General features: G+C 67.4%; 15 protein-coding genes. 7 read left to right on the forward strand and 8 right to left on the reverse strand.

What is annotated here, in order from left to right; translation table 11 throughout:
* Positions 1-46: 46 nt before the first annotated feature.
* The 6 genes from murJ to hslV form a co-directional block, all read right to left on the reverse strand.
* On the reverse strand, positions 47-1,615 hold the full coding sequence (gene murJ, locus DWF00_RS00120; RefSeq protein ID WP_181832561.1) for a murein biosynthesis integral membrane protein MurJ: 1,569 nt from the start codon (positions 1,613-1,615) through the stop codon (positions 47-49).
* A 16-nt stretch (positions 1,616-1,631) separates the two neighbouring features.
* Entirely contained in the window at positions 1,632-1,946 is a 315-nt protein-coding gene (locus tag DWF00_RS00125; protein ID WP_114828512.1) for a type II toxin-antitoxin system RelE/ParE family toxin, read from the reverse strand.
* 7 nt (positions 1,947-1,953) lie between these two features.
* Positions 1,954-2,208, reverse strand: coding sequence for a ribbon-helix-helix domain-containing protein (locus tag DWF00_RS00130; RefSeq protein WP_114828513.1), 255 nt, complete (start codon positions 2,206-2,208; stop codon positions 1,954-1,956).
* Between the two features lie 253 nt (positions 2,209-2,461).
* Entirely contained in the window at positions 2,462-3,769 is a 1,308-nt protein-coding gene (gene hslU / locus DWF00_RS00135) for an ATP-dependent protease ATPase subunit HslU (RefSeq protein WP_114828514.1), read from the reverse strand.
* A 118-nt stretch (positions 3,770-3,887) separates the two neighbouring features.
* Positions 3,888-4,994, reverse strand: a complete 1,107-nt coding sequence (locus DWF00_RS00140; RefSeq protein WP_114828515.1) for a hypothetical protein — start codon at positions 4,992-4,994, stop codon at positions 3,888-3,890.
* Positions 4,994-5,563: an ATP-dependent protease subunit HslV gene (gene hslV, locus DWF00_RS00145; protein WP_181832562.1), complete on the reverse strand. Its 570-nt coding sequence runs from the start codon at positions 5,561-5,563 to the stop codon at positions 4,994-4,996. The genes DWF00_RS00140 and hslV overlap by 1 nt, the downstream gene beginning before the upstream one ends.
* Positions 5,564-5,597: 34 nt before the next feature.
* On the opposite strand from hslV, the gene DWF00_RS00150 reads away from it, so the two are divergent.
* The 5 genes from DWF00_RS00150 to hisA all read left to right on the forward strand — a co-directional run bounded on the left by DWF00_RS00150 (position 5,598) and on the right by hisA (position 8,755).
* Positions 5,598-6,113 carry a hypothetical protein gene (locus DWF00_RS00150; protein WP_210207870.1) on the forward strand — a complete coding sequence of 172 codons (516 nt, stop codon included), beginning with the start codon at positions 5,598-5,600 and terminating at the stop codon, positions 6,111-6,113.
* A gap of 157 nt (positions 6,114-6,270) precedes the next feature.
* Positions 6,271-6,858 carry an imidazoleglycerol-phosphate dehydratase HisB gene (gene hisB, locus DWF00_RS00155; RefSeq protein ID WP_114828517.1) on the forward strand — a complete coding sequence of 196 codons (588 nt, stop codon included), beginning with the start codon at positions 6,271-6,273 and terminating at the stop codon, positions 6,856-6,858.
* A 12-nt stretch (positions 6,859-6,870) separates the two neighbouring features.
* Positions 6,871-7,359 (forward strand): DUF2628 domain-containing protein, encoded by a 489-nt coding sequence (locus DWF00_RS00160; RefSeq protein ID WP_114828518.1) that lies wholly within the window; start codon positions 6,871-6,873, stop codon positions 7,357-7,359.
* A complete protein-coding gene (hisH, locus tag DWF00_RS00165; RefSeq protein WP_114828519.1) occupies positions 7,356-8,012 on the forward strand; it encodes an imidazole glycerol phosphate synthase subunit HisH in 657 nt (218 codons plus the stop codon). Before DWF00_RS00160 ends, hisH begins: the two co-directional genes overlap by 4 nt.
* Complete coding sequence (gene hisA / locus DWF00_RS00170) at positions 8,000-8,755, forward strand: 1-(5-phosphoribosyl)-5-[(5-phosphoribosylamino)methylideneamino]imidazole-4-carboxamide isomerase (RefSeq protein WP_114828520.1); 756 nt, start codon at positions 8,000-8,002, stop codon at positions 8,753-8,755. Before hisH ends, hisA begins: the two co-directional genes overlap by 13 nt.
* Here the strand turns inward: hisA and DWF00_RS00175 are convergent, their stop codons facing one another.
* Positions 8,756-9,553 carry a transporter substrate-binding domain-containing protein gene (locus DWF00_RS00175; protein ID WP_114828521.1) on the reverse strand — a complete coding sequence of 266 codons (798 nt, stop codon included), beginning with the start codon at positions 9,551-9,553 and terminating at the stop codon, positions 8,756-8,758.
* 109 nt (positions 9,554-9,662) lie between these two features.
* The gene (locus tag DWF00_RS00180; protein ID WP_114828522.1) at positions 9,663-10,460 is read right to left on the reverse strand and encodes a transporter substrate-binding domain-containing protein; all 798 of its coding nucleotides are present in this window, start codon (positions 10,458-10,460) and stop codon (positions 9,663-9,665) included.
* A 153-nt stretch (positions 10,461-10,613) separates the two neighbouring features.
* Between DWF00_RS00180 and hisF the strand changes: the two genes are divergently transcribed.
* Entirely contained in the window at positions 10,614-11,378 is a 765-nt protein-coding gene (hisF, locus tag DWF00_RS00185; protein WP_114828523.1) for an imidazole glycerol phosphate synthase subunit HisF, read from the forward strand.
* A gap of 3 nt (positions 11,379-11,381) precedes the next feature.
* Positions 11,382-11,702, forward strand: coding sequence for a phosphoribosyl-ATP diphosphatase (locus DWF00_RS00190; RefSeq protein WP_114828524.1), 321 nt, complete (start codon positions 11,382-11,384; stop codon positions 11,700-11,702).
* Positions 11,703-11,740: the final 38 nt, after the last annotated feature.

Below are 11,740 nucleotides of genomic sequence, written 5' to 3' on the forward strand. Positions count from 1 at the left end.
GCGCTCCGTCGTCACGAGTCAGGGAACGGGAAGGCGGCCTTCTGGCTCATACCTGCCGGCGGCGCAAGTGCCGCGGGCCGAAGGCGCCGAGAACCAAGCCGGCGAGACCATAGACCAGAAGCCCCGCGAGACATAAGCCCGCAAGCGCCGCGATCCGATGAAGGGTGGGCTGTTCGAGCCCGAGCGGTCCGCTCACAACAGGCAGGATCAGGATCAGGGCGGCCAGCATCGCCGCGCTGGCGACGAATACGGCGAGGATCGGCCGCAGATTGCCGGCGCTCGGCCGCCACAGCCCGTCGCGCCGCAGGAAGTAGGCGGTGAGTCCCGCCTGCACCAGGAAGGCGAAGCTCGCGGCGAGCGCCGCGACCTCCGCTGCGTTTCCGCGACTGCCGGCAATGAGGCCGACGACCACGGCGATCAGCACCGCCGCCAATCCCGCGATCAGCGCCGGACGCGGCGTCTGCCGAGCGAAATAGACCTGCCCCAGCACCTTCGCGACCACCGCGAAGGGCAGGCCATAGGCGAAGGCCCGCAGCGCCGCCTCGGTGCGGTCGCGATCCTCCGCACCGAAGCGGCCATGCTCGAACAGCACGGAGACGATCGGCCCCGCCAGCGCCGCCAATGCCGTCGCCGCCGGAACGCCGAGCGCTAGTCCCAGCGCCAGCGCCCGCCCGAGCATCGCGTCATGTTCGGCCGTGGTCGCCTGCGCGGCCGCCATGTCGGATAGCACCACGGTCCCCATCGCCACGCCGACGAAGCCGAGCGGCAACTGGAAGACGCGGTCGGCATAATAAAGAGCTGCGACCGAGCCGGGCTCGGCCGAGGCGATCTGCGTCGCGACGAGCAGCACGAGCTGCGCTGCCGAGGCGGCCAGCAAGGTCGCGCCGCCGGTGCGGATCAGCCGGGTCATGTCGGGCGACCAGCGCAGGCTGAGCCGGGGCAGGCCGGTGCTGCGCAGCCGGATCACGATCATCGCGAGATGCGCAAGCCCGGTCAGGCTGACGCTGGCAGCAAGCACGCTCGCTCCAGTCTCGGGCGGCGAGCCGGTCCACAGCATCGTCAGGAGCACGCCGAGCAGGATCGCGTTCATCAGCGCCGGCGCGATCGCGGCGATGGCAAAGTGCTTTTCGGCATTGAGCAGGGCGGCGAGCAGCGCCGCCATCGTCGTCAGCAGCAGGAAGGGCAGCATCAGCCGCGTATACTGCGCCGCCAGCGCCAGGGTCGCCGGTTCGTCGGCAAAGCCGCCGGCCAGCCCAAGCACGAGCCAGGGCGCGAACAGCTCGCCGAGCCCGACGAGGACGATCAGCAGCACGCCGAGCTGCGCGCTCGCCTCGCCGGCAAAGCGCCTCGCCGCCTCCTCGTCGCGCTCTGCCTTGATCTCGAGATAGAGCGGCACGAAGGGCGCGTTCAGCCCGCCCTCGCCAAGCACGCGCCTGACCAGGTTCGGCAGCCTCAGCGCCGCCAGGAACGCATCCGCCACCGGCCCGGCGCCGAGCAGCCTCGCGATCAGCACGTCGCGCGCGAAGCCGAGCAGCCGAGACAGGATGGTGGCCGCGCCGACGACGGCGGAATCGCGGACGAGGCGGGAGGAGGGCTGCGCCGCCTTGTCGCTCACGGCCGGTATCTCCGCGTCACGGTTTGGCATCGTCGCGGAAGCGATCGATCTGGTGCATGCGCTCATGCAGGATCGTCACGGTGCCGATGTCGCCATTGTCGAGCCGGCGCCAGTAGACGAAATGGCGCTCGTAGCGAAACACGTAGCCATCGACGCCGAACTCGGCCGGCACCGGCTTTGAGGCGACGCCATGCGTATGGATCCGCTCGAACGCCTGGAACAGCCCGGTGATATAGCGGGTGGCCTGATCCTTGCCCCGATGCTCGCGCGCGTATCGGTAGATCTCGTCGAGGCGATGCGAGGCCGCTTCCTGGATGCGGATGGCGGCCATACCAGGATCAAGCCTCGTTGCGCGCGATCACGTCGGCGGCCGTCAGCGGCTGGTAGGACGTGTCGGGAGCCGCGAAGGCGTGCGTCAGTTCAGCCTTCAGCCGCTCGAACGCCTCGCGCTCGGCGCGCTCTCTGTCGCGGCGGATCAGGTCGCGGACATATTCGCTGATGTTTTCATAAGCGCCGTCGGGGCCGACATTGGCGGCGACGAAATCGCTGAGCGGACCGCTCAGCCGCACAGTCATCGTCGTGGTGCGGGACATTGTCTCATCTCCCATTCGTCTTCAATATGAACAAGAATGAAGACGGATGCTAGGTCGCCTCGCGCTGTCAGCGGCTCGGCCATAAGAACATGCTGCGATCTTTCAGAATCAAGCGCCGTCATCCCGGACGGAGCGCAGCGGAGCTCCGGGATCCATCGTAAAGCGCAGTTCCCTACGATGGATCCCGGAGCGGCGGCGCTGCGCGTCTTGTCCGGGATGACGCGGAGAGGTTTCCGCGTAGTCACGACATGCTTCAGAGAATGAACCGGCTCAAATCCGCATTCTTCGCCAGGTCGCCGATCCGCGCCTCGACATAGGCCGCGTCGATCGTGACGCTCTCGCCCGAGCGGTCGGTCGCGGTGAAGGAGATATCGTCCAGAATGCGCTCGATTACGGTCTGGAGCCGGCGCGCGCCGATATTCTCGACCGTCGAGTTCACGGAGACGGCGATGCGCGCGATCGCGTCGATCGCGTCCGGGGTGAAGTCGATCGTGACCTCCTCGGTCGCCAGCAGCGCCACCGACTGCTTGATCAGGCTGGCCTCGGTTTCGGTCAGGATGCGCTTGAAGTCCTCGATGTCGAGCGGCTGCAGTTCGACGCGGATCGGCAGGCGCCCCTGCAGCTCCGGCAGCAGGTCGGACGGCTTCGAGACGTGGAAGGCGCCGGACGCGATGAACAGGATGTGGTCGCTCTTCACCGGCCCGTGCTTGGTCGCGACTGTCGTGCCCTCGATCAGCGGCAAGAGGTCGCGCTGCACGCCCTCGCGCGAGACGTCGGCCCCGGAACGGCCTTCCCGGCCGCAGATCTTGTCGATCTCGTCGAGGAAGACGATGCCGTTATTCTCGACCTCGCGGATCGCGGCATGGACGATCGCCTCCTGGTCGATCAGCTTGTCGCTCTCCTCGGTCAGCAGCGGGCCATAGGCCTCCTTGACCAGCACGCGCTTGGGCTTGCCCTTTTGGCCGAAGGCCTTGCCGAACATGTCGCCGAGATTGATCGCGCCGATCGTGGCGCCGGGCATGCCCGGCAGCTCGAACATCGGTGCGCCCGCTGCGCCGGATGCGATCTCGACCTCGATCTCTTTGTCGTCGAGCTCGCCGGCCCTGAGCTTGCGGCGGAAGGAATCGCGCGTGCCGGGGCTCGCTGTGGCGCCGACCAGCGCGTCGAGCACGCGCTCCTCGGCGGCGACATGGGCCTTGGCCTGGACGTCCTTGCGGCGGCTCTCGCGCACCAGCCCGATCCCGACCTCGACGAGGTCGCGGATGATCGATTCGACGTCGCGGCCGACATACCCGACCTCGGTGAACTTGGTCGCCTCGACCTTCATGAAGGGCGCGTTGGCAAGCTTGGCGAGGCGGCGCGCGATCTCGGTCTTGCCGCAGCCGGTCGGCCCGATCATCAGGATGTTCTTGGGTGCGACCTCCTCGCGCAGCGGCCCTTCCAGCTGCTGCCGGCGCCAGCGGTTGCGCAGGGCGATGGCGACGGCGCGCTTGGCGTCGTTCTGGCCGACGATGAAGCGGTCGAGTTCCGAGACGATCTCGCGGGGGGAAAACGAAGTCACTGACGGAGCCTTCTATTTGCTTTCATCGTCGGCATTTGGGTTGAGACGGCTTCGCTGCCGCTCGCCCTTGCGATGAAGCGGTCGAGCGCGGAGACGATCTCGCGGGGGGAAAAAGAGGTCATCTTGCGTCCGGTAAGGCGATGGGAGGAAGGTTGTCGGTGAGCCTGCCAAGGGGAAGGAGCGGCACGAGCCAGGCGCGCAAGCTGCGCCAGCCAGCGGAGAGGCCCAGCACGACGATGGCGAGCCCGAGCAAGGCGAGCGGCAGGCCGAGCCCGTCGGAGACCTTCTGCGCGACGAGATAGGCGATGGCGATGCCGGCATAGCTCAGGCCGGAGACGAGCAATGCGCGCCGGTCGATCACCAGCGCGATCAGCCCGAGCAGGACGAAGAGCACCAGGATGATCAGCGCCTGCAAGGTCGAGAGCTGGCCGAGGCCGCCGGTCGCGAGCTGGATCACCGGGTGCACGATCAGCGGCGCGGCGAGCAGGTGCAGCCAGAAGGCACTGTCCGAGCGCCTGGTCAGGCGGCGCGGATCGCCCATGTCGGCGCGCATCGCGACGGCGAAGACGATCAGTCCGGCGATGAAGGCGATCCAGTTCAGATGGTTGCGGACGAGGTCCGGCGCGGCGACCAGCAGGAGCCCGATGATGGTGGCGATGCCGCCCGCTGCCGTAATCGCGCTGTTGATCGGCACGCCGAAGCGCCAGCGATGCAGCCGCGACGCCAGCATGACGGCGATCCCGATCGCGACGAAGGTCCAGTCCTCGCCCGACGAGCGCGTGATCAGCCCGCGCCTCACGGCGGCATCCACGCCGATGCCGGCGAGCAGGCCCGCCGAACCGGCGAACATCACGGCGAGCGCGATTGAGGGCAGCGCCAGCCGCATCCGGCGCGAGAACCATTCGGCCAGGCCCCAGGCCACGATGAGGCCGACCAGCGCGAAGGCCTCGTCGAGGCCCAGCACCCGCGCCAGCCCGAGCAGCGCACCGGCGAGCAGGCAGACGCCGATCGTCACGAAGACGTCGTTGAAGCCGCCGATCAGCCGGAAGCGCTCGTCATCGGGGTCGACCGGGCGCGAATCCTCGGCCGCGAAGGTCGGCGGCAGCGCCGCGCCGGAGGCTTTTTCGGCGATCCGCCTGGTATCGGCCAGATGGCGCAGGCGGATCGCCTGGGCGCGGTCGATGATGCCCTCCGCGACGGCGGCGTCGAGGTCGTCCTCGCGCATCAGGCGCTCTCCAGCGTCTCGATGACGAGGTTGTGGTTGGTGTAGACGCAGATGTCGCCGGCGATCTTCATCGCCTTGCGCACGATCGTCTCGGCGTCGGCCTCGATGTCGACCAGCGCGCGGGCCGCAGCCAGCGCGTAGTTGCCGCCGGAGCCGATCGCCATCACCGCGCCATGCTCGCTCGCCTCCGGCTCCAGCACGTCGCCGGTGCCGGAGATCAGCAGCGAGACCTCCTTGTCGGCGACGAGGAGCATCGCCTCCAGCCGGCGCAGGTAGCGGTCGGTGCGCCAGTCCTTGGCGAGTTCGACGCAGGCGCGCAGCAGCTGCGTCGGATATTGCTCGAGCTTGGCCTCCAGCCGCTCGAACAGCGTGAAGGCGTCGGCCGTCGCGCCGGCAAAGCCGGCGATCACCGCGCCCTTGGCGAGGCGACGCACCTTCTTGGCATTGCCCTTCATGATGGTCGGGCCGAGCGAGACCTGCCCGTCGCCGCCGATCACGACGCGCCCGCCCTTGCGCACCATCAGGATGGTGGTGGCGTGCATCACGGGGGCGGCGTTACTCTCTGACATGCGATCGGCCTTGGTCGGAACAGGTGCTGCCAACATGTTCAGGCTGAAGCCCGGTATCAAGAGCAACCCGGTCAAACGCTGGAATCTGCCCGAACGCGTCTTCTTCGCCTGCGGCGCCTGCCACATCCTGGCCTATGCCTTCCTTGAAGCCTATCCGGAGGCGGGTTTCCATGCGGTCTGGATCAGGCCGGCCGAGGGTTTCACGGGAAACCATATCTTCGTCACCAATGGCCGGGCGGCATTCGACTATCATGGCTATCGCTGTGAAGACGCCCTTCTCGCCCATTACTGGGCCAAGGGGCGGCGCTGGTGGCCCGGCTGGGATGCGACGCTGGTGCTGCTGCCGCAGGACGTGCTGATCTCGGAGCCGAAGTCGAAGACCTATGACGGGCTCTGGCTGCGCGAGCCCGGCCAGTTCCTGCATGACGCGCTGCCGCGTGCCAAGGCTTACCTCGGGCGCTTCCAGCCGCCGGATGAGATTGTCGATCGCTGCCAAACCTCACGCCGTCATCCCGGACGCAGCGAAGCGGAGTTCCGGGATCCATCGTAGGGCGCGGCGCTCTATGATGGATCCCAGGCCGACCTACGGTCGTCCGGGATGACGGCGCGAGGACGGAAAGACGTCAGGCCCGCGCTTGGAGCGCCATGGTCTTCCCGCTTCGCGCCTGCTAAAGCCACGCCGAATTCCTCAGATCACAGAGGCCAGCATGCGTTCGGGCGAAGTGAAGCGCCGCACCAATGAGACCGATATTTCGGTGAAGCTCGGGCTCGACGGCGCCGGCAAGGCCGAGATTTCGACTGGAATCGGCTTCTTCGACCATATGCTCGACCTCTTCGCCCGCCATTCGCTGATCGACCTGGCCGTCACCGTGAAGGGCGACACCCATATCGACGACCATCATTCGGTCGAGGATGCCGGCATCGCGCTGGGCGAGGCCGTGAGGCAGGCGCTCGGCGACAAGAAGGGCATCCGCCGCTATGCCGACGTCCACCTGCCGATGGACGAGACGCTGACCCGCGTCGCCATCGATGTCTCCGGCCGGCCCTTCCTGGTGTTCCGCACCAGCTTCAAGGCCGAGAAGATCGGCACGTTCGACACCGAGCTGGTGCGCGAGTTCTTCCAGGCCTTCGCGATGAATGCGGGCATCACGCTGCACGTCGAGACGCTCTACGGCGACAACGCCCATCATATCGCCGAGAGCTGCTTCAAGGGCCTGGCGCGCGCCTTGCGCCACGCTCTGGAAGTCGATCCGCGCGAGGGCGGCCGCGTGCCCTCGACCAAGGGCGCGCTCTGAGGGAGCCGGACAATGGCATTCTACACGGTCATGATCCCGCCGCCGGGCGCCGGCGGCGAACGCGAGGAGATCGAGCGGGCTCAGGTGCTGCCGGAGAGCTTCACCTGGTCGGCCTTCGTCTTCACCGGGCTCTGGCTGCTCTCGAAGCGGCTCTGGCTGGCGACCATCCTGTTCGCGCTGGTCTGGGGCGCGCTCTACTACGCCCGCACTCAGCTCGGCCTCACCACGGGTGCCGCGCTGCTGGCGCAGTTCGCGATCGGGCTCTTCCTGGGCCTTGAGGGCCAGAACCTGATCGCCCGCAAGCTCCAGCGCCAGGGCTGGCGCCTCGCCGACGTGGTCGAGGCGCCCGATCTCGGCAGCGCCGAGCGCCGCTTCTTCGAGCGCGCACTCGAAACCCGGCCGACCCAGCCGGCGCATGATCCGCTGCCGCCTGCCACACGCTACGCCAATACCGGCCCGCTGCCGGTGATCGGCCTCTTCCCGGAGGCGCGCGGCCGATGAGCCAAAGCGTTGCGATCATCGATTACGGCTCGGGCAACCTGCACTCGGCCGCAAAGGCCTTCGAGCGCGCCGCGACTGAATCCGGCATCGCCTCGACGATTCACGTCACCAGCGACCCGAACGTCGTGCGCGCCGCCGACCGCATCGTGCTGCCGGGCGTCGGCGCCTTCGCCGATTGCCGGCGCGGGCTCGATGCCGTGCCCGGCATGGTCGATGTGCTTGAGGAGGTCGTGCGCGGTAAGGGTCGCCCCTTCCTCGGCATCTGCGTCGGCATGCAGCTCCTGGCGAGCCGCGGGCTGGAATATAAGATTACCGACGGCCTCGGCTGGATTCCAGGCGACGTCGCGCTGATCCGGCCGAGTGATGACAGCCTGAAGATCCCGCACATGGGCTGGAACAACCTGCACGCCCAGGACGAGCACGCGCTGCTTGACGGCATCGAGACCGGCCCTGCCGGGCTGCACGCCTATTTCGTCCATTCCTACGCGCTGACGCCGCAGCGGCCGCAGGATGTGCTGGCGCTGACCGACTACGGCGGGCCGGTCACTGCGATCGTCGCGCGCGACAACATCGTCGGCACCCAGTTCCACCCCGAGAAGAGCCAGAAGCTAGGCTTGAAGCTGATCAGCAATTTCCTCGGATGGAAGCCGTGATCCTCTTCCCCGCGATCGATCTCAAGGAAGGCCGCTGCGTTCGCCTCAAGCAGGGCGACATGGCGCAGGCCACCATCTTCAACGACGATCCCGCCGCCCAGGCCGCCGAATTCGAGGCGCAGGGCTTCAAATGGCTGCATGTCGTCGATCTCGACGGCGCCTTCGCCGGCAAGCCGATGAATGCGGCTGCGGTCGAGGCCATTCTTGGCCGCGTCGCCTTCCCCGTGCAGCTTGGCGGCGGCATCCGCGACATGGCGACGGTCGAGGGCTGGCTCAGGAAGGGCGTGCGCCGCGTCATCATCGGCACGGCGGCGGTGCGCGATCCCGGCTTCGTCCGCGCGGCGGCAAAAGCCTTTCCGGGCCAGGTCGCGGTCGGCATCGATGCGCGCGACGGCTATGTCGCGGTCGAGGGTTGGGCCGAGACCTCGGCGCTTGCAGCGGACGATCTCGGCCGCCGCTTCGAGGATGCCGGCGTCGCCGCGATCGTCTACACCGACATCGCCCGCGACGGCATGCTCCAGGGCATCAACTGGGACGGCACGATCGCGCTGGCGAACGCGCTGAGCATCCCGGTCATCGCGTCTGGCGGGCTCGCTTCGATGGCCGATATCGAGCGGCTCTGCGCAGCCGATGCGGCGATCCTGGAGGGCGCCATCACCGGCCGGGCGCTCTACGACGGGCGGATTGACCCGGCGGCGGCGCTGGCGCGGGTCGCCGGCGCGACGGTCGGGTCTGCCGGCTGATCAGCGCAGGAAGCTGTCATAGGTCCGCGCGTATTCCCCGGTCGACTTGGCGATATGCAGCCATTGGTCGACGAACGCCTTGAAGACGACGTCGCCGCGCGGCAGCAGGTAGCCCATCTCGATGAAGGTCAGGGGAGCGTCGGGGTTGATGGCGCACAGGCCGGGCTTCAGCTTTTCCTGCACCTTGGTCTCGATCGCCTCCGTGACCATGACATCGGCCCGGCCGGCCAGGATCTCGTCGAAAATCGTGACGTTGTCCGCGTGGACCTCGATCTTGGCCTGCTTGAAGCTGGTCCGCGCGAAGCGCTCGTTGGTTCCACCCGGATTGACCACGACCCGGACGTCCGGCTTGTCGATGTCAGCGACCGTCTGGAATTTCGTTTTATCGGCGCAGCGCGCGATCGGCGCCTTTCCGGTGACCAGCGAGGGCGCCGAGTAGAAGACGCGCTTCTGGCGCTCCAGCGTCACGCCGATCCCGCCCATGGCGATGTCGCATTTGCCTGCGGTGAAATCGGTCATCAGTTCGGCCCATTTGGTCCGCACGAAGCGCGGCTCGACGCCGATCGCCTTGGCCAGCGACTTGGCCATGTCGATGTCGATGCCTTCGTAGCCGTCGCCGACCGCCAGGGTGAACGGCTTGTAGTCGCCCGTCGTGCAGATGCGCAGGGCGCCGTTCTTCTGCACGGCGTCGAGCTGGCTGGTCGGCTCCTGCGCGAGCGCCCCGCCGGCCAGGGCGAGGCCTGCCGCGGCTGCGGCGAGCGTGTTGACGAGTGAGTGAAACATTGGCTTGAGCGCCATGGGGCCTCCGGTGGTCGGCTGAACTGGGTGTCGAACAGGCCAGGCCGACCCGCTCCCGCTATGCGAAAGGGCCGGCGCGCCATGGCGGCGTACCGGCCCGGGTCAAGGCTCAGCGCACGAACTGGTCGTAGATCTTGGCGAACTCGCCGGTCGCCTTGGCGAGGTGCAGCCACTGGTCGACGAAGGCCTTGAAGGTCACGTCGCCGCGCGGCAGCAGGTAGCCCATCTCGCCATATTGCAGCGGCTCGTCCGGATTGATCGCGCACAGGCCCGGATTGAGCTTCTCCTGCACCTTGGTCTCGATCGACTCGGCCACCATGATGTCGGCCTTCCCCGCCAGGATCTGCGCGAAGATCGTGACGTTGTCGGGATAGAGCTCGATCTTGGCCTGCTTGAAATTGGCCCGCGCGAAGCGCTCGTTGGTGCCGCCGGGATTGACGATGACCGTCACGCCCGGCTTGTCGATGTCTGCGACGGTCTGGAACTTGTCCTTGTCGGCGCAGCGCGCGATCGGCGCCTTGCCGTTGACCATGTAGGGCGTCGAGAAGAAGGCGCGCTTCTGCCGGTCGAGCGTCACCGAGATGCCGCCCATGGCGATGTCGCATTTGCCCGAGGTGAAGTCGTTCAGCAGGTCGCCCCACTTGGTCGCGACGAAGCGCGGCTCGACGCCGATCGCCTTGGCGAGCGATTTTGCCAGCTCGATGTCGATGCCCTCGTAGCTGCCGTCCTTGGCCAGCGTGAACGGCTTGTAGTCGCCGGTCGTGCAGATTTGCAGGTTGCCGCGGCTCTGGATCGCGTCGAGTTGGCTCGTCGGAGCCTGGGCGAGTGCGGCAGCGCTCAGGCCAAGCCCAGCGGCGAGGCTCAGCGCCGCCAGCTTCAGGCCCTTGAATGTCGTTGTGGTCGTCATGGAAATCCCCTCGGCTTTTTGCCTATGGCGGGCAGGAGAGCAGGGAATGCGCCGCCGATCAATCCGGCCGTTTTGTGCCCGCGTTTGCGTGTCGGGCGGCTGCGGCGCTATATGCGCTCGCTTTTTCCGACTTCGCCCTGGCCAGCAGCACCGATGACCCTCAAGACCCGCATCATCCCCTGCCTCGACGTCAAGGACGGCCGTGTCGTCAAGGGCGTGAAGTTCCTCGACCTCGTCGATGCCGGCGATCCCGTCGAGGCCGCCAAGGCCTATGACATCGCCGGCGCGGACGAGCTCTGCTTCCTCGACATCACCGCGAGCCACGAGGATCGCGGCATTCTGTTCGATGTCGTCACCCGCACGGCCGAGGCCTGCTTCATGCCGCTCACGGTCGGCGGCGGCGTCCGCAAGGTCGAGGACATCCGCGCGCTCTTGCTCGCGGGGGCCGACAAGGTCTCGATCAACACGGCTGCCGTCACCAATCGCGGCTTCGTCAAGGAAGCGGCGGAAAAATTCGGCGACCAGTGCATCGTCGTCGCCATCGACGCCAAGCAGGTCACATCAGGCCATTGGGAGATCTTCACCCATGGCGGCCGCAACGCCACCGGCATCGACGCCATCGCCTTTGCCCGCGAGGTCGTCTCGCTTGGCGCCGGCGAATTGCTGGTCACCTCGATGGACCGCGACGGCACCAAGTCGGGCTATGATCTCGGCCTGACCCAGCGCATCGCCGATGCCGTCTCGGTGCCGGTGATCGCGTCCGGCGGCGTCGGCGATCTCGACGACCTCGTCGCCGGCGTGCGCGAGGGCCGGGCCAGCGCCGTTCTCGCCGCCTCGATCTTCCATTTCGGCACCTACACGATCGCCGAGGCCAAGGCCCACATGGCGGCGGCCGGCCTTGCGATGCGGCTGGACTGAGCCATGAGCAGCTTCACCCTCGCCGATCTCGAACAGATCGTCGCCGCGCGTGCGAAAGCCTCGCCCGAGGAATCCTGGACGGCCAGGCTCATCGCCGCCGGTCCCGAGCGCGCCGCCAAGAAGCTCGGCGAGGAGGCGGTGGAGGCCGTCATCGCTGCCGTGAAGGGCGATCGCGACGAGCTGATCGCCGAAAGCGCCGACCTGCTTTATCATCTCTTGGTCGTGCTTTTATCGCGCGATGTTGCATTGCACGATGTGATGAGCCAGCTTGAGGCACGCACTGTGCGGTCGGGATTGGCCGAAAAAGCGGCGCGGCCCGGTTAACTCGAGCGAGTAGCGCGTTGAATCTCGAAGCCTGGAAT

The organism is Allobosea caraganae (assembly GCF_003351345.1).
Taxonomy (GTDB): Bacteria; Pseudomonadota; Alphaproteobacteria; order Rhizobiales; family Beijerinckiaceae; genus Allobosea; species Allobosea caraganae.